Source organism: Nocardioides anomalus, from assembly GCF_011046535.1.
In the GTDB taxonomy this organism is placed as follows: Bacteria; Actinomycetota; Actinomycetes; order Propionibacteriales; family Nocardioidaceae; genus Nocardioides; species Nocardioides anomalus.
Genome location: NZ_CP049257.1, coordinates 4,716,965 through 4,737,992 on the forward strand (window position 1 = coordinate 4,716,965; position 21,028 = coordinate 4,737,992).

21 protein-coding genes are annotated in these 21,028 nt (G+C 73.9%); 9 read left to right on the forward strand and 12 right to left on the reverse strand.

Going from position 1 to position 21,028, the window contains the following annotated elements:
• Window position 1 precedes the first annotated feature (1 nt).
• Window positions 2-841 (reverse strand): hypothetical protein, encoded by an 840-nt coding sequence (locus G5V58_RS23500; RefSeq protein ID WP_165237778.1) that lies wholly within the window; start codon window positions 839-841, stop codon window positions 2-4.
• Between the two features lie 77 nt (window positions 842-918).
• Between G5V58_RS23500 and G5V58_RS23505 the strand changes: the two genes are divergently transcribed.
• From G5V58_RS23505 to G5V58_RS23515, 3 genes are read left to right on the forward strand one after another with little or no spacing between them, the layout of a single operon-like run.
• On the forward strand, window positions 919-1,725 hold the full coding sequence (locus G5V58_RS23505; RefSeq protein WP_165237780.1) for a glycerophosphodiester phosphodiesterase: 807 nt from the start codon (window positions 919-921) through the stop codon (window positions 1,723-1,725).
• A 10-nt stretch (window positions 1,726-1,735) separates the two neighbouring features.
• Window positions 1,736-2,662: a DUF5926 family protein gene (locus G5V58_RS23510; protein ID WP_165237782.1), complete on the forward strand. Its 927-nt coding sequence runs from the start codon at window positions 1,736-1,738 to the stop codon at window positions 2,660-2,662.
• Window positions 2,659-3,498 carry an alpha/beta fold hydrolase gene (locus tag G5V58_RS23515; protein ID WP_165237784.1) on the forward strand — a complete coding sequence of 280 codons (840 nt, stop codon included), beginning with the start codon at window positions 2,659-2,661 and terminating at the stop codon, window positions 3,496-3,498. Before G5V58_RS23510 ends, G5V58_RS23515 begins: the two co-directional genes overlap by 4 nt.
• Here G5V58_RS23515 and G5V58_RS23520 read toward each other — a convergent pair.
• The 7 genes from G5V58_RS23520 to G5V58_RS23550 all read right to left on the reverse strand — a co-directional run bounded on the left by G5V58_RS23520 (window position 3,479) and on the right by G5V58_RS23550 (window position 9,729).
• A complete protein-coding gene (locus G5V58_RS23520; protein WP_230486900.1) occupies window positions 3,479-4,450 on the reverse strand; it encodes an adenylate/guanylate cyclase domain-containing protein in 972 nt (323 codons plus the stop codon). The two genes, G5V58_RS23515 and G5V58_RS23520, sit on opposite strands and share 20 nt — an antisense overlap.
• 1 nt (window position 4,451) lies before the next feature.
• Complete coding sequence (locus tag G5V58_RS23525; RefSeq protein WP_165237786.1) at window positions 4,452-4,826, reverse strand: Crp/Fnr family transcriptional regulator; 375 nt, start codon at window positions 4,824-4,826, stop codon at window positions 4,452-4,454.
• A gap of 103 nt (window positions 4,827-4,929) precedes the next feature.
• Window positions 4,930-6,153, reverse strand: coding sequence for an arginine deiminase (locus G5V58_RS23530; RefSeq protein ID WP_165237789.1), 1,224 nt, complete (start codon window positions 6,151-6,153; stop codon window positions 4,930-4,932).
• Between the two features lie 39 nt (window positions 6,154-6,192).
• On the reverse strand, window positions 6,193-6,783 hold the full coding sequence (locus G5V58_RS23535; RefSeq protein WP_165237791.1) for a TMEM165/GDT1 family protein: 591 nt from the start codon (window positions 6,781-6,783) through the stop codon (window positions 6,193-6,195).
• Window positions 6,783-7,907, reverse strand: coding sequence for a nickel pincer cofactor biosynthesis protein LarC (gene larC / locus G5V58_RS23540; RefSeq protein WP_165237793.1), 1,125 nt, complete (start codon window positions 7,905-7,907; stop codon window positions 6,783-6,785). Before larC ends, G5V58_RS23535 begins: the two co-directional genes overlap by 1 nt.
• Window positions 7,904-8,584, reverse strand: coding sequence for a nickel pincer cofactor biosynthesis protein LarB (larB, locus tag G5V58_RS23545; protein ID WP_230486901.1), 681 nt, complete (start codon window positions 8,582-8,584; stop codon window positions 7,904-7,906). Before larB ends, larC begins: the two co-directional genes overlap by 4 nt.
• 302 nt (window positions 8,585-8,886) lie before the next feature.
• A complete protein-coding gene (locus tag G5V58_RS23550) occupies window positions 8,887-9,729 on the reverse strand; it encodes a prephenate dehydratase (RefSeq protein ID WP_165237795.1) in 843 nt (280 codons plus the stop codon).
• 23 nt (window positions 9,730-9,752) lie between these two features.
• Here G5V58_RS23550 and G5V58_RS23555 point away from each other — a divergent pair, with 23 nt between their 5' ends.
• Together G5V58_RS23555 and G5V58_RS23560 are read left to right on the forward strand one after the other, a co-directional pair.
• On the forward strand, window positions 9,753-10,157 hold the full coding sequence (locus G5V58_RS23555) for a DUF4446 family protein (protein WP_230486902.1): 405 nt from the start codon (window positions 9,753-9,755) through the stop codon (window positions 10,155-10,157).
• On the forward strand, window positions 10,154-10,825 hold the full coding sequence (locus tag G5V58_RS23560; RefSeq protein ID WP_230486903.1) for a class I SAM-dependent methyltransferase: 672 nt from the start codon (window positions 10,154-10,156) through the stop codon (window positions 10,823-10,825). Before G5V58_RS23555 ends, G5V58_RS23560 begins: the two co-directional genes overlap by 4 nt.
• On the opposite strand, the gene G5V58_RS23565 is transcribed toward G5V58_RS23560, so the two are convergent.
• Window positions 10,812-11,606: a MarR family winged helix-turn-helix transcriptional regulator gene (locus G5V58_RS23565; protein ID WP_165237799.1), complete on the reverse strand. Its 795-nt coding sequence runs from the start codon at window positions 11,604-11,606 to the stop codon at window positions 10,812-10,814. The two genes, G5V58_RS23560 and G5V58_RS23565, sit on opposite strands and share 14 nt — an antisense overlap.
• A 205-nt stretch (window positions 11,607-11,811) precedes the next feature.
• Here G5V58_RS23565 and G5V58_RS23570 point away from each other — a divergent pair, with 205 nt between their 5' ends.
• On the forward strand, window positions 11,812-13,506 hold the full coding sequence (locus tag G5V58_RS23570; RefSeq protein WP_230486904.1) for an MFS transporter: 1,695 nt from the start codon (window positions 11,812-11,814) through the stop codon (window positions 13,504-13,506).
• 3 nt (window positions 13,507-13,509) lie between these two features.
• Here G5V58_RS23570 and G5V58_RS23575 read toward each other — a convergent pair whose 3' ends face one another.
• From G5V58_RS23575 to G5V58_RS23585, 3 genes are all read right to left on the reverse strand, one after another.
• Entirely contained in the window at window positions 13,510-14,628 is a 1,119-nt protein-coding gene (locus G5V58_RS23575) for a CARDB domain-containing protein (protein ID WP_165237801.1), read from the reverse strand.
• 16 nt (window positions 14,629-14,644) lie between these two features.
• Window positions 14,645-16,210, reverse strand: coding sequence for a molybdopterin-dependent oxidoreductase (locus G5V58_RS23580; RefSeq protein ID WP_165237803.1), 1,566 nt, complete (start codon window positions 16,208-16,210; stop codon window positions 14,645-14,647).
• Window positions 16,211-16,317: 107 nt separating this feature from the next.
• The gene (locus G5V58_RS23585) at window positions 16,318-16,647 is read right to left on the reverse strand and encodes a TfoX/Sxy family protein (RefSeq protein ID WP_165237805.1); all 330 of its coding nucleotides are present in this window, start codon (window positions 16,645-16,647) and stop codon (window positions 16,318-16,320) included.
• Between the two features lie 17 nt (window positions 16,648-16,664).
• Here G5V58_RS23585 and G5V58_RS23590 point away from each other — a divergent pair, with 17 nt between their 5' ends.
• From G5V58_RS23590 to G5V58_RS23600, 3 genes are all read left to right on the forward strand, one after another.
• Window positions 16,665-17,456 carry an enoyl-CoA hydratase-related protein gene (locus G5V58_RS23590; RefSeq protein ID WP_165237807.1) on the forward strand — a complete coding sequence of 264 codons (792 nt, stop codon included), beginning with the start codon at window positions 16,665-16,667 and terminating at the stop codon, window positions 17,454-17,456.
• Window positions 17,457-17,631: 175 nt separating this feature from the next.
• A complete protein-coding gene (locus G5V58_RS23595) occupies window positions 17,632-19,827 on the forward strand; it encodes a HelD family protein (RefSeq protein ID WP_165237809.1) in 2,196 nt (731 codons plus the stop codon).
• A 68-nt stretch (window positions 19,828-19,895) separates the two neighbouring features.
• The gene (locus G5V58_RS23600) at window positions 19,896-21,017 is read left to right on the forward strand and encodes an SGNH/GDSL hydrolase family protein (RefSeq protein WP_165237811.1); all 1,122 of its coding nucleotides are present in this window, start codon (window positions 19,896-19,898) and stop codon (window positions 21,015-21,017) included.
• Window positions 21,018-21,028 lie beyond the last annotated feature (11 nt).

Here is a 21,028-nt window from a genome sequence, read left to right on the forward strand (position 1 = left end):
GTCACTGCGGGGCGCCGTCCACGGCGTACTGCACCGTCTGCAGCACCCAGAACGCCGTGAACAGCGCGAGCAGCAGCGCCTCCACCACGAAGACCCAGTGCGCGAACGGCTCGGCGCCGCTGACCAGGTAGACCACGCCCAGCACGAGGGCGCCGCCCAGCACGACTCCCATCGCGGAGGCGATGGCGCGGTAGAGCCGGCGGAACGTCGTGGCCGCGCCCATCGTGAGCGTCCCGCCGGCGGCCACGAACTCCTCCACCTGGGCCGCGTTGACCAGCGCGACGGCGACGACGAGGCCGAACATCAGCACCGCAGCCGCGTAGTGCGCGTAGTCCAGGAACGACGACCGGTCCAGCGCGAACCAGAGCCCGACGGCAAGCACCCCACCGCCGGAGGCCGCCAGCGCGACCAGGTCGCCGGCGGCGTCCGCGCCCCGCCGGACGGTCCAGGCCGCGAAGACCACCCCGAGGGCGCCGACGACCAGGAGCGCGCCGACGCCGTTCTCCACGCCCGGGACGTACGACGCGGGGACGCGTCCGTCGAGCGGCGTCGGGCAGAGCGCGACGAGGGGCGCGCACATGCCGGCCAGGTTGAGCATCAGGTCCTCGCGCGGCCGGTCGCGGCCCTTGAGGGCGATGAGGCACACGCCCATGGCGCAGAGCGTGCCCACGAAGACGTTGCGGACGGGGGTGTAGAAGTACGCGCTGATCGAGTCCAGCCACGGTCCGTCGCCGAGGGCGATCTCGAGGACCAGCGCGGCGCCGAGGAAGACCGCGAGCCCGACCAGCCCGACGCGCAGGTAGAGGTAGGTCTTGGTGGTCGACCCCGAGTGCATGGCCACGCACCCAGCATCGGACACGGCACGGACACCCGGCCGACATCCGCGCCGCGTTCGGGTCGGCGCGCCACACTGGAGCCATGCCGTCGGTGCCCTCGGTGCCCCAGGTGGTCGCGCACCGGGGAGCGAGCGAGGAGAACGCCGAGCACACGCTCCTGGCCTACGTGAAGGCGCTCGACGCGGGGGCCGAGGGCCTGGAGTGCGACGTGCGCCTCACCGCCGACGGCCACCTGGTCTGCGTGCACGACCGCGACCTGAGGCGCACGGCGGCCAAGCGCGGCCTGGTCTCGACCTCGAACCTCGAGGAGCTCGAGGAGCTCGACTTCGCGGCCTGGAAGAACCCGTGGGCCGACCTGGACGACGAGGCGCCCGAGCGCGACCGGACCTACGACGGCGTGCTCACCCTGCGCAAGCTGCTGGAGACGGTCGCGGACTACGACCGCCGGGTCGAGGTGGCCATCGAGACCAAGCACCCGACGCGGTACGGCGGGCTGGTGGAGAAGCGGGTCTGCGAGATGCTGCACGACTTCGGCTGGGTCGAGCCGACGGGCGGCGGCCCCAGCCCGGTGCGGGTGATGAGCTTCAGCCACACCGCGCTGCAGCGGATGGAGCGGCTCGCGCCGAAGGTGCCCGTGGTGCAGCTGCTCGACAAGGCCCAGTACTGGCCGCTGCTGCGCCGGGTCATGGGCCCGGACTGGATCGTCGGCCCGGGCATCGAGCTGCTCACCGAGCACCCGCGGCTGGCCGAGCGGATCGCGGGCTCCGGCCACGACGTGCACGTCTGGACGGTCAACACCGAGGCCGAGCTGCGGCGCTGCCAGGAGCTCGGGGTGCGGGCCGTGATCACCGACCGCCCGGCGTACGTGCTGGGACTGCTGGGCAAGTAGGTTCGCCGGCATGGCGAAGAAGTCCCGCACCAAGACCCGTGAGGCGCACGCACCCGGCGAGGTCGGGCCGCGCCAGCCGTGCCCGTGCGGCTCGGGCAAGCGCTACAAGGCCTGTCACGGCGCCGAGGGCGGGGCGGCGGTGTACGTCGCGCGGCCGTTCGAGGGGCTGCCGTCGGAGTGCGACATCGTGGCGCTGCGCGAGCTGGTGCCGGCCGCCACCGCGCCGCTGACGGTCGAGGGCACCGACCGCCCGGTGACGCTGTGCACCCTGCTGCCGATGGCGGCGCCGGCGATGTACCGCGACTCCGGGCAGGTCTGGCTCGGCCTGCAGGTCCAGCACAACTTCGGCGACCCCTCGCGCGACCTGGCCGCCGCGCTGCAGCTCGCGCTGGCGGCCGACGAGCCCGGGGTCATCGGCCTGACCGACCCGCCCGGCGAGGGCCCGCGCCTGCAGGACCTGGTCGCCGACGACGCGCTCACGATCACCGTCCACGACGGCTTCGACTTCTGGGTCGCCGACGTGGAGAACAAGGACGACGTGGCCGCCGCGCTCGAGCAGGCCAACGCCGCGGCCAACCCGACGGCGCGCCTGACGCAGGTCGAGGCGGCGTACTGGACCAACGTGGGGACCAAGGAGCACCTGCGCTGGGTCATGCCCGAGCCCGAGGACCAGCTCCTCGACGCGCTGGCCCGGCTGCACGCGGCCGGCGACGACGTCATCGTCGACGGCGCCCGGCTGGTCGGCATGTTCCGCGCCCACGGGCTGCTCGCCCCCGTGTGGGACCTCCCCGTCGGCACCGGTCCCGAGCCGCTCGAGGACCCGGCCGCGGAGTTCAAGGCCAGGCTCGACACCGCGCTGGCCTCCGACGAGCCGCTCACCGCCGACGAGCGGTCCGCGCGCTCCGGGCTGGCCAACCGGCAGGTCACCATCCGGTGACCCTGCACCGCCAGCGGTACGGCGCCGGCCCGCGGCCGGCGCTGGCCGTGCACGGCATCACCGCCTCCAGCGCGGCCTGGGCCGCGGTCGGTGCCGCGCTGCCGGAGGAGTGGAGCCTGGTCGCGGTCGACCTGCGCGGGCGCGGCCACTCGCGCGACCTGCCGTCCTCGACCGGGCTGCAGAGCCACGTCGACGACCTGGTGCCGGTGGCCGAGGAGCTCGCAGCCGGCGGCCCCGTGCCGCTGGTCGGCCACTCGATGGGCGCCTACGTCGCCGTGCACCTCGCGCACGAGCGCCCCGACCTGTTCTCGCGCGTGGTGCTGGTCGACGGAGGAGTGGCGCTCCCGCTGCCGGCCGACGCCGACCCCGACGCGGTGCTGGCGGCCACGCTCGGCCCGGCGCTGGAGCGGCTCAGCCGGAGCTGCCCCACGGTCGAGGCGTACGTCGACGTGTTCCGCGCGCACCCCGCGCTCGGGCCGCACTGGTCGACGGTGGTCGAGGGCTACGCCCGCTACGACGCCCTCGAGACGCCCGACGGCGTCCGGTCGCGCTGCGACGAGGAGTCGGTGCGCGCCGACGGCCGCGACCTGCTGGTCTCCGGCGCCGTCTTCGACTCCGAGCTGCGCTCGGTCGGGGTGCCGGTGACGATCCTGGCGGCGCCGGGCGGGATGCTCGGCGAACCGCCGGGGCTGCTGCCGGTCGCCGCCCTGACGGCGTACGACGAGGTGCCGGGGATCGACGTCGAGGTCGTCCCGGACACCAACCACTACACGATCGTGTTCGCGCCGGCGGCGGCCGCGCGGGTGGCGGCCGTGGTCAGTGGCGGGGCCGCCTGACGACGTACGGCTGCAGGTGGGCGTAGCCCTTCACCGACGTGCGCCGCAGCCGGCGCAGCTCGAACGGCTCGCCGTCCAGGGCGTCGTGCGCGCCCTGGTCGACCAGGACCGAGCTGGGCCGGGCGATCGAGGTGAGCCGGGACGCGATGTTGACCGTCGGGCCGAACACGTCGCCCAGCCGGGAGACCACGTCGCCGTAGGCCAGCCCGGCGCGCACCTCGGGGAACTCGTCGTCGGGGTCGGCGCCCCGGGCGGTCATGGTCAGGGCCGCCTCGGCCGCGGCGCGCAGGTCCTCGGCGACGTACAGGACCTCGTCGCCGATGTTCTTGATGACCCGACCGCCGGAGTCGACGACCAGCCCGGAGCACTCGGCCTCGAAGTGCTCGATCCAGCCGACCAGCTCGGCGTCGGTGAGCTCCTTGGAGCGCGAGGTGAAGCCCACGATGTCCACGAACACCACGGCCAGGCGCGAGGTGTCGGAGCCGGCCGCGTCGCTGGCCATGAGCCGGTTGCCGGCGCTGGCCAGGTGGCGGCGCCAGACGTAGTCCTGCAGCGCCTCGACCCGCGGCAGCACCTCCGAGGCCAGGTCGGTGACCTGCCCGACCGGGTCGTCGCTCTCCAGCGCCACGTCGGTGAGGAGCCGGGTCTGCCACTCCGCGAGCCGGGCGAAGCTGCGGCCCCAGGTCCGCACGAGCGCGGCCTGGCGATCGGCGTTCAGGATGCCGAGCTGGACCAGGTCGTGGGTGTAGCGCAGCGCCTGGACGTCGGCCTCGGTGAAGGCGACCGCGTCGTCGGGCTGGTGGGCGAAGCCGAGCAGCCGCCAGAGCTCCTGGGCGACCTCGAGGGGCACGCCCGCCTGCTCGGAGACCTGGACGGAGGTCAGCGTCGGTGCAGAGCCGAGGAGGTACCGCTCGACGGTGTCGAGGGCCTCGGACAGGTCCGGCTCGTCCACCTCAGGACTTCGGGAACCGCTCCGCCGCGGTCTTCTCGAGCGCCTCGTGGAACGCCGGCATCTCCACGCTGAGCTGGTCGAGCTGGTCCTGGGTGAAGTGGATGAGTTCCAGCGGGGTCAGCGCCACGATGGTCGCCGTGCGCAGCGAGTGGTTGAGGATCGCGGCCTCGCCGACGATGTCGCCCGGGCCGAGCTGGGCCACCTCCTCGCCGTGCGAGCGGACCGAGACCTTGCCGTTGAGGATGATGTAGGCCTTGTCGGCGCCGGTCCGCTCCGAGATCGGCGCCCAGCCCTCGGGCAGCCTCACCTTCCGGCCGGAGGCGCTGATGCGGGCGATCTCCTCGGGGGTGAACATCGAGAAGAAGGTCTCTGCCATGGCCTGCCTTTCGCCGTCGGTCTGCCGCCGCGATCTTCGCGGACCGCAGGGGGTCCATCAACCAGAACGACCGAAGTCCGTCCGGGTCACCGTGGGCCCGGTCTCACCCCAGCGGCTCCCGCGAGATCGGGCAGCTCATGCAGCGCGGGCCGCCGCGGCCCGAGCCGAGCTCGGAGCCGGCGATCTTGATGACGTCGATGCCGGCCGCCTCGAGCGCGGCGTTGGTCTCGTCGTTGCGCTCGTAGGCCACGGCCACCCGCGGCGCGACGGCCAGGGTGTTGTTGCCGTCGTCCCACTGCTCGCGCTCGGCGGTGACCGGGTCCAGGCCGGTGTCGATCTGCTGGAGGGTGTCGATGCCCATGGCCTTGGCCGCGGCCACCAGGAACGGCTCGGCCTGCGCGACGTCGAGCACCATCGCCCCGTCGTCCTCGTGGTCCCCGGTGGGCTTGACGGTGTAGGCGACCAGCGAGTCCGCGACGTTGGGGTAGACGACCATCTTGTCCACGTCGACGAGGGTGCAGATGGTGTCGAGGTGCATGGTCGCGCGCTCCTGCGCGATGGGCACGGCGAGCACGGTGTGGGCCAGCCCGGCGTCGAAACACTGGCGGGCCAGGCGCTCGGCGCCGGCCGGCGTGGTGCGCTCGCCGCAGCCGACCGCGATGACGCCGGGCGCGAGCAGCAGCACGTCGCCGCCCTCGACGTGCTCGAGGTGGGCGCCGTGCATCGTGGGCGTGCCGACGAAGCGCGGGTGCCGGGTGTAGATGAGCTCGGTCAGCTCGGTCTCGCGCTTGCGGGCCGGCATGGCCAGGCTGGTGATCGCGACCTGGTCGCGCACCCACACGCTGGAGTCGCGGGTGAACAGCAGGTTGGGCAGCGGGTCGATGAGGAAGTCGTCGAAGGCCAGCAGGCTGGTCACCAGCCCGAAGCCGCCGCGGACCTCGTCGTTGCGGATGCCCGCGGTGAGGTACGTCGTGAGCTCCTCCGGCGAGGCGTCCCCGAGCAGCCCCTCGAGGTAGCCGCGCATGGTGTCGCCGAGGTCGAGGTCGCGCAGGGCCTCCTCGATCGCGTGCGCCCGGGCGTCGGGGTCGGCGAGGGTCTCGGACAGCAGCTCGGTGAGGTAGAGGACCTCGACGTCGCGAGCGCGCAGCGCCGCCGCGAAGGCGTCGTGCTCGTCCTGCGCGCGCGCCACCCACGGGATGGCGTCGAAGAGGAGCTTGTCGTTGTTGCGGGGCGTGAGCCGCTTGAGCTCCGGGCCGGGCCGGTGCAGCAGCACGGTGCGCAGCCGTCCGACCTCGCTGTCCGCGCCGTGGGGAGCCGGGTCCGTCATGCCCTGCAGCCTAAGGGTGGCGCGGGCCACCCTTGCTCCCTAGGCCAGCAGCTCGTAGGCGGTGAGCGCGGCCAGCAGCAGGCAGACGCCGGCCCCGACGTAGTGCAGGACGTGCAGGGCCACGAAGCGCATCAGGGTCCGGCCGGCCACCACGGCCAGCCCGCTGACCAGCAGCAGGGCGGCCAGAGCGCCGATGAACACGCTGACCGGCGCCTCGTAGCGCGCCACCAACGAGATGGTCAGCAGCTGCGACAGGTCGCCCCACTCGGCGGCGAAGAGGACGAGGAAGGACGCCACGACGGCGCGGAAGCCGGTGGCCGGCTCGGCCTCGTCGGCGAACTCCTCGCCGGAGTCCTGCTGGTGGCTGCGCCCCTCGCGGACCAGGATCACCGCGCCGGCCAGGAACATCACCAGGGCGACGACCTTGATGACCTCCTCGGGCAGGAACGACGCCGCGTGGCCGACCAGCACCGCGACCGTGGTCTGCACCGCGAAGGCCGCCCCGACGCCCAGCCAGACCAGGATCGGGCGGTACTTGGTGGCCAGGACCAGCGTGGCCAGGAAGGTCTTGTCCGGCAGCTCGACGACGAAGATCGCGCCGAAGGTGAGGGCGAGGGCGGCGAGGTCCATCAGCGGGTGGTCCGCGCCAGCGCCGTCGCCTCGGCCAGCACGTCGCGGACCGGACGGCGCAGGGCGCGGGCCGCGCGCACGACGTCGTCGTACTCCGGCTGAGCCGTGTGGGCGGTGAGCTTGACGCGGACCTCCTGGCCGGCGACCGCGACGGTCGTGGTCGCGCGGTCCAGGGCGGTGCGCCCGACGGCGTGGTCGCGCACGCCGATGGTGCTGGTCTCCCGGAAGAGCACGGCGCGGGCCGCGTCGGCCAGCTCGGTGTCGACCAGGGCGTGCACGGTGTGGGCCGGGCGGCCCTTCTTCATGAGGATCGGCGTGAGCCAGGCGTCGCGGGCGCCGGCGTCGAGCAGCGCGGCGAGGACCTCGGGCCACAGCCGCGGGTCGAGGTCGTCGACGTTGGCCTCGAGCACGTGCAGCTGTGCGGCCGCCCCGCTCGGCTCGCCGACCAGGAGCCGGAGCACGTTGGCGTGGCTCTCGGGGTCGCGCCCGCCCGCGCCGACGCCGACAGTCGCGGTGGTCATGGCCGGCTGCCCGCCGTACGCCGTGGCGAGGGTGGTGAGCAGCGCCGCGCCGGTCGGGGTGCAGGACTCGCTCGTGCCGGGTCCGGCGTACGACGGGACGCCGCGGAGCAGCTCGGCCACGGCCGGCGGCGGGACCGGGAGCGGGCCGTGCTCGGTCCGCACGCTGCCGGAGCCGACCGCGACCGGGCTGACCACGACCTCGGTGGCACCGAGGTGGGCGAAGCCAGCGCAGACGCCGACCACGTCGGCGATCGCGTCGAGGGCGCCGACCTCGTGGAAGTGCACGTCGTCGGGGTCGTGTCCGTGCACGGCGCCCTCGGCGGTGGCCAGGCGCGCGAAGACGTCGTGCGCGGTGCCCTCGGGCAGCAGGGCCCGGATGTCGCGCCAGGTCCGGTGGTGCGCGGAGTCGGCCACGTCGACGTGGACCCGGGTGGCCGCGAAGCCGTGCCGGGTCACCCGCTCGGTGCTGAGCCGGACCGGCTCGGGGCTGACCGCGTCGATCGCCGCCTGCAGGACCTCGAGCGGGACGCCGGCTCCGACCAGGGCGCCGAGCAGCATGTCGCCGCTCGCCCCGGCCGAGGCGTCGACCCAGACGGTCGTCACCGGCCCGCGGCGCGCGCCACGCGGGCGGCGAAGACCCCCGCGCCGTACCCGTTGTCGATGTTGACCACCGTCACCCCGGGTGCGCAGGAGTTGAGCATGGCCAGCAGGGCCGCGAGGCCGCCGAAGGACGCGCCGTAGCCGACGCTGGTGGGGACGGCCACGAGGGGTACGCCGGTCAGGCCGCCGACCACCGACGGAAGTGCGCCCTCCATGCCGGCCACGACGACCAGGCAGTCCGCGGCCTCGAGCCGGTCCTGGACCGCGAGCAGCCGGTGCAGCCCAGCGACGCCGACGTCCTCGATGAGGTCCACGCCGCCGCCGTGCACCCGCACGCTCAGCGCCGCCTCGGCGGCGACGGACTGGTCGCTGGTGCCGGCGGAGACCACGGCCACCGTGCCGCGCGGTTCCGGCAGCGGGCCGAGGGTGACCGCGCGGGCCACCGCGTCGACCGACGCCTCGGGCAGGCTGGTGGCCACCTGGGCCAGCGCCTCCTCCGACAGCCGGGTGGCCATCACCGCACGGTCGGGGTGCGTGGCGTGCAGGGTCCGCAGGATCGCGATGACCTGGCCCGGCGTCTTGCCCGCGCCGTACACGACCTCGGCGTCGCCCGTCCGGCGCGCGCGGTCCACGTCCACGCGCGCGAACCCGAGGTCCTCGATCCGGGGGTCCTGCTCCACCTGAGCAGGGTAGTCGCGGGCCGCGCCGTGCCCGGCTCCGGTGGTGAGCACCGTGGACCGGTACGCCCAGGAGACCCCGTGCTGCGTCGAGCTGGCCGCCCCCGATCCCGGGGCCGCCCGGGTGTTCTGCGGGGAGCTCCTGGGGTGGGCGTTCCGCGACGACGTCGGCACCGTGGCCGGCGACCCGGTCGCCGGGGTGGTGTCCGGGCGGGAGTCTGGGCAGCCCCCACCTGCCCGCGGCCACGGCGGACCGCCACCCTGCGCGACCCGCAGGGCGCGTCGGTCGGGCGGCTCCCGTCGCGTCAGCGCGCGCGGAAGGCGTCGGCGGGGTAGACGCCGAGGATCTTGATGTCGGTGGTGAAGAAGGCCAGCTCCTCGAGCGCGCGGGCCAGGCCGGCGTGGGCCGGGTGACCGTCGACCTCGGCGAGGAACTGGGTGGCGGTGAACTCGCCGCCGACCATGTAGCTCTCCAGCTTGGTCATGTTCACGCCGTTGGTGGCGAAGCCGCCGAGTGCCTTGTAGAGCGCCGCGGGCAGGTTGCGCACGTTGAAGATGAACGACGTGACGACCGGTCCGTGGCCCGGCGGCGCCTCCACCAGCTCGCGGGAGAGCACGACGAACCGGGTGGTGTTGTGGTCCTCGTCCTCGACGTCCTCGGCCAGCACCTCGAGGCCGTAGATCTCCGCTGCCAGCGGCGGCGAGATCGCGCCCTGGGTCGGGTCGCCGGCCTCGACCACCTCGCGGGCGGCGCCGGCGGTGTCGCCGGAGATGACCGGGGTGAGGTTGTGCGCCCGGATGACCTTGCGGCACTGGCCGAGCGCGTGGACGTGGCTGTGCACGGTGTGGATCTGCTCGAGCCGGGCGCCGGGGATGCCCATGAGGTGGAACCGGATCCGCAGGAAGTGCTCGGCCACGATGTGCAGCCCCGAGTCGGGCAGGAAGTGGTGGATGTCGGCCACCCGGCCCGCGATGGAGTTGTCGATCGGGATCATCGCGAGGTCCGCCTCGCCGCCCTCGACCGCGGCGAAGACGTCCTCGAACGACGCGCAGGGAACCGCCTCCAGGTCCGGGTAGTGCTCGCGGCACACCTGGTGGGAGTTGGCGCCCGGCTCGCCCTGGTAGGCGATGCGTCGCGGTCCGGTCACCGCAGCATCGTAGTTTGGTGCGCGTGACCTTCCTGGTCGTCGTCTCGCTCCTGGTCGCCCTCGCCGCACTGGCCGTGGCCGGGCTCGGCCTGCGCCGCCCGCCCCGCGGTGCCGGTGACGTCGACGCCCTGCCCGAGGACGTCGTCGGGCTGCGCCAGGAGGTGGCCGCGCTCCGGGCCGAGGCCGCAGGCGCCGTACGCCACCTCGGGGTCGTTCGCTACGACGCCTTCGCCGCCCACGGCCAGGACGTCGGCGGCCGGCTGTCGTGGTCGCTGGCCCTGCTCGACGACGCCGGCGACGGCGTGGTGCTGACCGCGATCCACGGCCGCAGCGAGGCCCGGTCCTACGCCAAGAGCGTGACCGGGTGGCGCTCGGACCAGCCGATGTCGCCCGAGGAGGAGGAGGCCGTGGCCTCCGCCAAGCCGTGAGCCGCGCCTGGGACGACTGGGACGGCCTGGCCGAGGAGCTCGGCACCCGGGCGGTCGCCGACGGCGAGCCGGCCCGCTGGTACGACGAGCTGTGGTCGGCCGCCGGGCGCGGCGACGTCGCGCTCCCCTGGGACCACACCGACCCGAACCCGGTCCTGGCCGCCTTCGCCCAGCCGCCCGCGCCCGGCGCCGGCCGCCGGGCCGTGGTCGTCGGCTGCGGCCTGGGCGCCGACTCCGAGCACCTGGCCCGCCTCGGCTGGGAGACCACGGCCTTCGACATCTCGCCGGCCGCGGTGGCCGCCGTGCGCGAGCGCTACCCCGACTCGGCCGTCGACTACCGCGTCGGCGACCTGCTCGACCTCGACCCCGACCTGGCCCGCGGCTTCGACCTGGTCGTGGAGATCTACACCCTGCAGGCGCTGCACCCCTCGCTGCGCGAGGCCGCTGTCACCGGCCTGCACGGCCTGCTCGGGACCGGCGGCACGGCACTCGTCGTGCAGATGGTGCGCCGCGACGATGAGCCCCGCACCGCCGAGCCGCCCTGGACGCTCACCCGCGCCGAGGTCGAGGCGCTGGCCCACGACGGCGTACGCCTCGAGGCGCTGGACGAGGTGCCGGTCGAGGGTCGCGCGTACCTGCTGTGGCGAGCGGTGCTCAGCCGCCCGTGACCAGCCGGACCAGCAGCGCCACCAGCCGGTCGCGCTGCCGGGAGGTGAGCTCGCCCAGCACCTCACGGGCCACGGCGCGTCCCCGCTCGAGCGCGTCCTTGGCGACGACGCGCCCGTGCTCGGTCAGCTCGACCATGTTCAGCCGCCGGTCCTGAGGTCCCCGGACCCGCACCGCGACCCCCGCGCCGGCCAGCGCGTCGACGATGTGCACGACCATCGGCTGGCTGACCCCCAGCTCGCGCGCCAGCACCGCCTGCGACTCCGGCCGCTCCTGCGAGAGCAGGATCAGCGTCCCGAGGTCGCGCGGCTCCAGCTCCAGGTCCCGCAGCGCCTCCGCGGCCCGCGCGTGCATGAGGGCGTGCAGCCGGGTCACCAGGAACCCGGTGCTGTGGAGCAGGGAGTCCGGCAACCCGGCCGGCAGGTAGGGGTCGACGGCCACTCGCAGGTGGTCACGCAGCTCGCGGCGCTCCTCGTCCGAGAACCCGGCTCCGTGGGCCGACTCGAGCCCCTCGACGTGAGCCCGCCAGCGCTCGATCGTGCGCCGGCCCTCGGCGGTGCGCACCAGCAGGAACGAGCGGCCGTCCTCCGGGTTGGGCACCCGCTCGACCAGGCCGTCCTCGAGGAGGTTCGCGACCACCTTGGCCAGGGTCGTGCGGCTCACCGACACCGACTCCGCCAGGGCCTTCTGCGTGCGCGGGCGCAGGTCGGCGAGCGCGAGGAGGGTGGCGTAGGCGTGCACGTCGACCCCGGACGGCAGCACCTCGGACACGGTCGCGCTCACGCGTGCCGACGCACGCCACACCACGTGGCCGGCCGACGCCGCCAGCTCCGGCCGGAGGCCTTCCTCCACGATCTGCCCACCGCCTAATCGTTAAGTGGTTTGCACATGTTCACGCTCAGACCTACGCTCACAGGGTAATCGTTAAGCGGTTTGCGTATCCCACCCGCACCACACGCCACACCCCCAGCACGGAGAGGGACGACTCGTGACCGAGAACGACGAGGGCAGGGGCGGTCACGGCCAGCACGCGGCCGGCCAGCACGCGAAGGCCGAGGCCGACGAGCGGCTCGAGTCGACGGTCGGCCGACCGGGCGCCCACGAGGCCGCGGCGGACGCCAAGGACTCCGCGGAAGGCGCCAGGCGCCCGAGCAGCGGCCGCGACCCGAAGTGGTGGACGCTGGCGGCGGTCTGCCTCGGCGTGTTCATCCTGCTGCTCGACATCACGATCGTGAACGTCGCGCTGGCCGACATCCAGTCCGAGCTCGACGCGAGCCTGTCGGACCTGCAGTGGGTGATCGACGCCTACGCGCTGAGCCTGGCGGCGCTGCTGCTGACCGCCGGCTCGCTGGCCGACCTCTTCGGACGGCGCAAGGTGTTCGTGATCGGGACGCTGCTGTTCATGGTCGGCTCGATCGCCTGCGGCGCGGCGCAGGACATCTTCTTCCTGCAGCTGGCCCGGGCCTTCCAGGGCATCGGTGGGGCGGCGATGTTCTCCACCGCGCTCGCGCTCATCGCCTCCGCCTTCCAGGGCCGCGACCGCGGGGTGGCGTTCGGGGCCTTCGGGGCGACGACCGGTGTCGCCGTGGCCGTCGGTCCGGTGCTGGGCGGCGTGCTGACCAGCGGCATCTCGTGGCGGTGGATCTTCTTCGTCAACATCCCGATCTGCCTGGCAGCGGTGGCCATCGCAGTGTGGCGGGTCAAGGAGTCGCACGACCCGCGGGCCGGCCGGCCGGACTGGGCGGGCTTCGTGTCCTTCAGCCTGGCCCTGGCCGCGCTGGTCTACGGCCTGATCCGGGCCGGGCAGACCGAGTGGGGCGACGGCCGGGTGATCGCGTGCCTGGTGGCGGCGGCGGTGCTGCTGGCGGTGTTCGTCCTGGTCCAGCTGCGCGGTGCCCACCCGATGTTCGACCTCGGGCTGCTGCGCAAGCCGACCTTCACCGGCGGCCTGGTCGCGGCGTTCGCGGTGAGCGCGTCGATCTTCTCGCTGCTGACCTACCTGGTCATCTACGTGCAGAACGTCCTCGGCTACTCCGCGGTCGGCGCGGGCGTGCGGTTCCTGTTCCTGTCCGGTGCGTCCTTCGTGGCCGCGGCGATCGCGGGCCGGCTGACCGAGCACGTGCCCGCCAAGTGGCTGATCGCGCCGGGCTTCACGGTGCTGGGCGTCGGGCTGCTGCTGGTCCACGGCATCCACCCGGACTCCTCCTGGACCCACCTGATCCCCGGCCTGCTCGTCTCCGGCGTCGGCATCGGCATGATCAACACGCCGCTCGCCTCCACGGCGGTCGGCGTGGTCCCGGTGGACCGCTCGGGCATGGCCTCGGGCATCAACTCGACGTTCCGCCAGGTCGGCATCGCCACCGGCATCGCCGTGCTCGGCACGATCTTCGCCCACCAGGTCGCCGACGGGATCCGCAGCGGCCTGGCCGGTACGCCGGCCGCGGACCAGTCCGACCGGATCGCCGAGGCCGTCACCGGTGGCCAGACCCAGGCGGTCATCGCCTCCGCGCCGGCCGGCGTGCGGGAGCAGCTGGCCGCGGTGGCCACGTCGAGCTTCGTCGACGCGCTCAACCACATCACGCTGATCGCGATGGTGCTGGCCTTCGCCGCGGCGGTGGTGTGCTTCCTGACCATCCGGCAGCAGGACTTCGTCCAGCAGGGCGGCCCGCCCGCCGGGCACTGAGCCTCAGGCCGGCGCGCGCCACCCGGCCCGGAGGTAGGGCAGCAGCACGCTCTGCAGGTCGGGCACGGTGCCGGCGTCGTAGTGCTTCCCGGGGCGCTCGACCAGCGTCACCGGGAAGCCGGCGGCCTCGAGGACCCCGGTCTCCTGGCGGACGGTCGCGATGTCGTAGGTGTCGTCCTGCAGGTGGGCGAGCTGCACCACGTTGAACCTCCAGCTGGCCGCGGCGATGGACTGCGACGCCGAGGAGCCGGTGTCGCGGAACGGCGAGGTGTTCTCGGCCAGCACGCCGGCGAAGCTGCGCGCGTCGTAGAACGCGGTCCGGTAGGCCAGGTCGCCGCCGGAGCTGTAGCCGCCGAGGACCACCGCGCGCGGGTCGATGTTGAAGTGCGTCTTGACCGACGCGATCGCGGCGGAGACCTTGGCCCCGTCGGTGTCGACGTCCCAGCACCCGCCCTCGGTGCCGCCCACGGACAGGGCGATCCAGCTCTGAGCCGCGCCGCCGGGCGAGACGTCGTAGATGTCGTACCGGCCCTCGCCCCCGCACCCGTGCAGCCAGACGAAGAGCGTGGTCGGCGTCTGGTGCGACGCGTCGTACGACGGGGGGACGGTCAGCCAGTAGTCGGTGACCCCGGAGCTGAGCTGGAGCACCGTGTCCGGCTCGAAGGCGATGGGGTCGTTCGGCACCGAGCTGACCGTCGGCACCGTGATCGTGCCGACGGCGCGGCAGTTGTTCGTCTCCGACCGCTCGCGCAGCCGTCGGCCCTCGTCGGCGCAGGCCACGAGCTGGGCCGGGCCGGCCGGCAGCGAGGCCGGCAGCGGCACCGAGACCGACACGGTCCGTGTCCGTCCGGGGCGGACCGCCTTCACCGCGAAGCTCCCGGCCACGACGTCGCGTCCGCCCGCCCGGACGTGCAGTGCTGCGGTCGTGGCCTTGGCCCGGGCGCTCCGCTTGGCCTTGACCCGGAACGAGCCGGCGAGCGTGGTCCCGCTCAGGGTCACGCTCCCGCCCTGCACGCTCAGGTCGGCGCGGTGGCGGTGCCCGCCGCCGGCGGCCACCGCGGTGCCCGTGGCGGCGAGGCCGAGGGCGGCTACGACGAGCAGGGTGAAGAGGCGTCTCAGCACACGGGGACGCTACTGCTCAGGCGACCGTCACGACCAGGCTCTGGACGCCGGAGGACCCCGATGGGAACGGGTCGGCGCGCACGTCGGTCTGCACCTGTCCTGCGCCGTCCACCACGCGGCAGGCCAGCGTGTGCGAGCCCGAGGTCGCCTTCCACGGGATGAACCACTGCCGCCAGTAGTCGTTGCCGCCGCTCGGCCCGAGCTGGGCGTCCTGCCAGGCCTCGCCGTCGATGCGGACCTGGACCTTGGCCACGCCGCCGTTCTGCTGCGCCCAGGCCACGCCGCCGATGAAGGTGTCGCCGGACGGGATCTTCTCCAGCACCTTCGGGGTGTCGATGCGGCTGGAGATCTTGATCGGCGCGTCGGTCGCCCACTCGCGCTTGGTCCAGTAGCTGTCCTGGTCGGCGTACGTCGTGAGGGTGATCTTCTCGATCCACTTGCAGGCGCTGATGAAGCCGTAGAGGCCGGGCACCACCATCCGCACGGGGTAGCCGTGCTCGCGCGGCAGCGGCTCGCCGTTCATGGCCACCACGATCATGGCGTCGCGGCCATCGGTGGCCAGGTCGTACGGCGTGCCGATGGTCATGCCGTCGACGTCGGTGCTGAAGATCTGGTCGACGCCGTCCTGGACGCCGGCCTGCTCGAGGAGGTCGGTGAGGCGGACGCCGAGCCAGCGGGCGCCGCCGACGTAGGGGCCGCCGACGCTGTTCGACACGCAGGTCAGCGTGATGTCGCGCTCGATGAGCGGCATGTCGAGCAGGTCCTGGAAGGAGAAGCTGAGCTTCTTGTCGACCATCCCGTCGATGGTGAGCGACCACGAGTCGATGTCGACCACGGGCACGTCGAGGCGGGTGTCGACGCGGTAGAAGTCCGCGTTGGACGTGCGGAACGGCGTGATGCCGGGGACCTGCCGGTCCAGCCCGGCCGGGAGCGCCGGCGCCGCGTCGGCGGCCGCCGGGAAGGCGATGTCGCTGATCTTGGCCCGGGCCTGGCCGATCAGCCGGCCGGCGCCGCCCATGACCGCCGCCGCCGCGGCCAGCACGCCGGCGGTGATGAGGACCCCTCGACGGCTGTGCCCGGACGACAGCGCAGCATCTCCGGACCCCCGTGCGCCTGGAGCTGCTGCACTGTCGTCGTCGGGCTGCGCCCCCCGGACCGCCGGCACCCGCCGCACCAGCAGCCACAGCGCACCGACGCCGGTCACCACCGCGGCCAGCGAGGGCACGACGTCGACGCCCTCGGCGGCGGGGCGGTGCAGCGCGGTGAACGCGGCGACGCCCACGAGCAGCACCTGCAGCCCCGCGCCGTAGACGAAGCGGCGTCGGGCCAGCAGCCCGGCCACGCCGGCGAGCATCAGCACGCCGCCCATGACCGAGCCGATGAGCACCCGCTTGTCGTTGGACCCGAAGTGCCGGATCGCCCACTCCTTGAGGTCGGTGGGCGTCAGGTCGATGACCTGCGAGCCGACCGCGAGGACGGGGGAGGAGGCCGGGTTCAGCAGCGCGGCGACCAGGTGCCCCGCAGCCACGCCGACGAGGGTGGCGAGCACCCCGAACAGGGCGTACATCAGGCGGCTGCGCATGCACCCTGTTCGGAGCGGCGGGACCCACCGGATGGTCTGGTACAGACGGCCCACCCCATGGCCACCCCATGGCCGACCCTGCGGCTCACACCGTGGTCACACCGTGCTCAGTCCTTCGGAGGCAGGCTCCCGGCGTACGTCGTGCCGACCTCGACCCACCGCGCGAGCGCCGCGTCGTCGGCCACCGCCTCGGCGGTGGTGCGCAGCCACCCGTCCAGCTCCCGGCCGCGCATCACCATCCGGGAGACGCCCGGCTCGGCCAGCAGCCGCTCGGCGTCGGCCGGGTCGCAGCGCAGCATCAGCCCCTCGCCGCTGGCCGCCACGGCGAGGTGGCCACCGACCAGGAAGGCGAGCCCGCCGAACATCCGCCGCTCGCGCACCGGGACCGGAGGGAGCACGCCACGGACCCGCTCCGCGAGCTCCTCGTCGTAGGCCATGCGGCATTGTGGCGCACATGTCCGACAGCGCCACCGCACCGAGTTCCGCACCGAGCACCGCACCGACCGAGCTGGTCCACCTCGAGGTCGCCGACCAGGTCGCGGTCATCACCCTCGACAGCCCGCACAACCGCAACGCGCTGTCGCGCAGGCTGGTCACCGAGCTGTTCGCGCGGTTGGAGGCGGCCGAGGCCGACGAGGCGGTCCGGGTCGTGCTCATCCGGTCCAGCGGGCGGGTGTTCTGCTCCGGTGCCGACCTGACCGAGGCCAGCACGGAGGGCATGGAGGAGGGTGCGCGTCGCATCGTGGCCCTCCAGCGGCTGGTGGTGACCATGGACAAGCCCGTGGTCGTGGAGCTCGGCGGTCCGGTGCGGGCCGGCGGCATCGGGATCGTGGCCGCGGCCGACGTCGCGATCGCGGCCGAGGACGCGACCTTCGCGCTCACCGAGGTCAAGCTCGGGCTCGCGGCCGCGATCATCTCGCTCACCGTGCACGCGCGGATGACGCCACGCGGCGCGGCGCTCACGACGCTGGGCGGCGAGGTGTTCAGCGGCACCGAGGCGGCGGCGTACGGCCTGGTGACCCGGGCCGTCCCCGGCGACCAGCTTGCCGAGGAGGTCCGCACGGTGACGCAGAGCCTGGCCACCGGCGCTGCGCAGGGGCTGCGGGAATCCAAGCGGATCCTCAACCGGGAGCTGGTGGAGCGGATCGACGCGTACGGCGAGGAGATGGCCGCGACCAGCGCCCGGCTGTTCGCCTCCGACGAGGCCAAGGCCGCGATGACCGCCTTCCTGAGCCGCAAGGCCTGACCCGAGCCCTGACCCGAGGCCCGGCCCGAGGCCTGGCCCGAGGCCTGGCCCGGACGGGTCAGCTGGATCGTGACCTGATCGGGCCGTCCCTCGAGCCGGTTCCCGAGATAGGCTTGGGAGCTTGCCGCTTCCGGCGGTGGCACCCGACAGACTTGGGCCGAGGGGAACGACTCATTTGAACGACGAGCTGGTCGAGCACGAGATCGGCGCCGAACAGGCGTTCGTCGACCGGGTCTACCTCCAGCTGGAGGAGTCCGCCCGCAACGCGCGCCAGCTGGCCCGCGAGGGGGAGAACCGCGGGCGGCTCGAGCACGAGGGTGGCCTGGTCGAGCGGGACGCCATGGTCTTCCAGGCCGCGCGCCGGATCGCGCAGCTCGACGCCGCGCACGAGGGGCTGGTCTTCGGCCGCCTCGACCTGCAGCACTCGGTGAGCGACGAGCCGCGCTACATCGGCCGGATCGGGCTGCGCGACTCCGAGCGCGACTCGCTGCTGATCGACTGGCGCGCGCCGGCGGCCGCGGTGTTCTACCAGGCCACGGCGGCGGACCCGCAGCGCGTGGTGCGCCGGCGGGTGCTGCGCTCGACCGGCCCCCAGGTGGTCGGGATCGAGGACGAGCTGCTCGACTCCGAGGCCCTGGCCGAGCTCGAGGCCGACGGTGTCGAGCTGCCGATCATCGGCGAGGGCGCGCTCATGGCGCAGCTCTCCCGGGCCCGCGACCGGACGATGCACTCGATCGTGGCCACCATCCAGGCCGAGCAGGACCGCGCGATCCGCGCGCCGAGCCGCGGCGTGACCACGATCAGCGGCGGGCCCGGCACCGGCAAGACCGTCGTGGCGCTGCACCGCGCGGCGTACCTGCTCTACACCGACCGGCGCCGCTACGAGAGCGGCGGCGTGCTGGTGGTCGGGCCGAGCGGCGTGTTCATGCGCTACATCGAGCGCGTGCTGCCCAGCCTCGGCGAGACCGCGGTGGCGCTGCGCTCGCTGGGCGAGGTCGTCGACGGCCTGCGCGCCACCCGGCACGACGAGCCGGCCGTGGCCGCGATCAAGGGCTCGGCCCGCATGGCCACGCTGCTGCGGCGCGCGGCCCGGCTCCAGGCGCCCGGCAGCCCCGACCACTTCCGGGTCTTCTGGCGCGACGACGTGCTGACCCTGGACCGAGGACGGCTCGGGCGGGTGCGGCGCCAGCTGATGTCCCAGGGCCGGCGCAACCGCCAGCTGCCGCGCGTCTCCGGCGCGCTCCTCGACGCCCTGTGGGGCCAGGTCCGCGGCGAGCGCGGCCGCGAGCGTGGCCGGGAGGCGTTCGAGGACGACATGCTCTCCGACGACACCTTCCTCGACTTCGTGCTGGCCTGGTGGCCGCCGCTCGACGCGCCCACCGTCCTCGGCTGGCTCCGCGAGCCCGAGGTCCTGGCCCAGGTCTGCGACGGCGTGCTGAGCCGCGAGGAGCAGCAGCTGCTGACCAAGTCGTGGGGCGGCGACACCGCGCTGTCGGTCGAGGACGTCCCGCTGATCGACGAGCTGCGCTACGCCATCGGCGACGTGCCCCAGCGCACCGAGGACGAGCGCGACCTCGACGAGACCGGCCTGCTCAGCGGGGGCCGCGACCTCCAAGAGCTGATGACGGTCGCCGACTCGCTCTCGAGCGGGCGCTCGTGGACCCCGCCGATGCACCGCATCGAGGACGACCCGTTCGCCCACGTCCTCATCGACGAGGCCCAGGACCTCACGCCCATGCAGTGGCGGATGGTCGGGCGACGCGGGCGCACGGCCAGCTGGACCATCGTCGGCGACCCGGCGCAGTCCTCGTGGCCCGACCCGGCCGAGGCCGAGGTCGCCCGGCGCGAGGCACTGGAGGGCAAGGAGCGGCACGAGTTCCACCTCTCGACCAACTACCGCAACTCCGCCGAGATCTACGAGCACGCCGCGGCGTACGCCGAGCGCGTGGGCCTCGACGCCGACCTCCCGACCGCGGTGCGCTCGACCGGCGTGCCCCCGCGCGTGCTCACCGGCGTGCCCGACCTCGAGGCCGCGGTCCGCGAGGCCGTCCTCGACGTGGCCGGCCGGGTCCCCGGCACCGTCGGCATCGTCGTGCCCGTGGCCCGCCGCTCCGAGGCCAACGCGTGGCTGGCCTCGTGGCCGGAGCTGGCCGACGACGCGCCCGCGGCCCGGGCCGCCATCGACTCGTCGGTGACCCCGTCGGGTGAGGACCGGGTCGTGGTCCTCACCGGCCTGGACACCAAGGGCCTGGAGTTCGACGGCATCGTCGTGGTCCGACCGGAGGAGATCGAGGCCGAGTCGGCGACCGGGCGCGCGACGCTCTACGTCGTGCTCACCCGGGCCACGCAGCTGCTGACCACCCTGTCCTGACCGGGTCCCGACCGGCTCAACCACGCCGTTTTCGAGAAGCCGCGTCTGCTGTGGGAGGCTCCCTCGCTGTGCGCCGGTACGCAGCCCTCCTGCTCGCCGTGCTCACCCTCGGGGCCGGACTGGTGGTCGTCGCAGGGCTGGGCTCGGTCGCCAGCTCCTCGCCCGCGGCCGACCCCGCGCTGAGCGCGCGGCAGTGCGCGCTCGCGGGTCGGGTCCACTACCCGGGCCAGGGCTGCTCGCGCCACCACTGCGTCCGCGGTGCCTTCATGACCAAGGAGGGCCACGACGCCGAGCTGTGCGAGCGCGCGGGCCGCAAGGGCTGGGCCTACGGCCAGCCCATCAACTCCCAGCGCTGCCGGCAGCTCGGTCGGGTGTGGACCGGGCCGATCAACATCTGCGCGTCCAACCCCGACCGCCGGCACAAGGTGATCCGGCACGCGCCGCAGTGCCTGGACCCGCGCGCGACGTACGTCAGCCAGCGCGAGGTCGAGGGCTGGTACGACGAGTGCCTCAGCCCGCGGCGGCTGCGGCAGCTCTCGCGGGTGGCCAAGAGCGACGGGATCTCGCTGCCCCAGGCGGCCAAGGACCGGTCGGCGCACAACTGCGACTACCGCGGCGGCTGGGTCTTCGTCGACGGCGTGTGCGAGCGGCGCGTCGGGCCGCCGCCGGCCAGCGCGCTCGGCGGCACGTTCATGACCGGCGACTCCGTCAGCTGGCGCGCCTGGGACGACCTGCGCCGCCGCACCGACGGCTGGACCCTCGACCTGCGCCCGGGCCGCCGCCTGGACGAGCTGGCCGGCCGGCTGGACTGGTACCGGGCCGACCACGGCGACCCGGACCGGGTCATCATCGAGCTCGGCACCAACCGCCGCGTGGGCTACACCGAGGACCGGTTCCGCGCCACCATGGCCACCATCCCGGCCGACACCCCGGTCCTGATGTTCCTGCCCTTCCGCGAGCCCACCCGCGACAACGCCAACCTGGTGGCCGCGACCCAGCGCTACGCCACCTGGATCAAGCGGCTCGCCGCCGACCGGCCGCGGACCTGCCTGGCCGACTGGCCGTCGTACGCCTCGCAGCACCTGTCCAACCTCGTCGACGGCGAGCACCCGGACCGGCAGCACGAGGACTGGTACGCCCGCTACGTCGTCCGGGCCTGGGACAACTGCGCGAGACAGCTCGGCCTCTGACGCCGGGCGGC

What these genes read in the sequence shown, in the direction of transcription:
- G5V58_RS23505 (WP_165237780.1), top strand. Translation starts at nt 919, where the DNA reads ATGCCGTCGGTGCCCTCGGTGCCCCAGGTGGTCGCGCACCGGGGAGCG.
- G5V58_RS23510 (WP_165237782.1), top strand. Translation starts at nt 1,736, where the DNA reads ATGGCGAAGAAGTCCCGCACCAAGACCCGTGAGGCGCACGCACCCGGC.
- G5V58_RS23525 (WP_165237786.1), bottom strand. Translation starts at nt 4,826, where the DNA reads ATGGCAGAGACCTTCTTCTCGATGTTCACCCCCGAGGAGATCGCCCGC.
- G5V58_RS23530 (WP_165237789.1), bottom strand. Translation starts at nt 6,153, where the DNA reads ATGACGGACCCGGCTCCCCACGGCGCGGACAGCGAGGTCGGACGGCTG.
- G5V58_RS23535 (WP_165237791.1), bottom strand. Translation starts at nt 6,783, where the DNA reads ATGGACCTCGCCGCCCTCGCCCTCACCTTCGGCGCGATCTTCGTCGTC.
- G5V58_RS23580 (WP_165237803.1), bottom strand. Translation starts at nt 16,210, where the DNA reads ATGCGCAGCCGCCTGATGTACGCCCTGTTCGGGGTGCTCGCCACCCTC.
- G5V58_RS23585 (WP_165237805.1), bottom strand. Translation starts at nt 16,647, where the DNA reads ATGGCCTACGACGAGGAGCTCGCGGAGCGGGTCCGTGGCGTGCTCCCT.
- G5V58_RS23590 (WP_165237807.1), top strand. Translation starts at nt 16,665, where the DNA reads ATGTCCGACAGCGCCACCGCACCGAGTTCCGCACCGAGCACCGCACCG.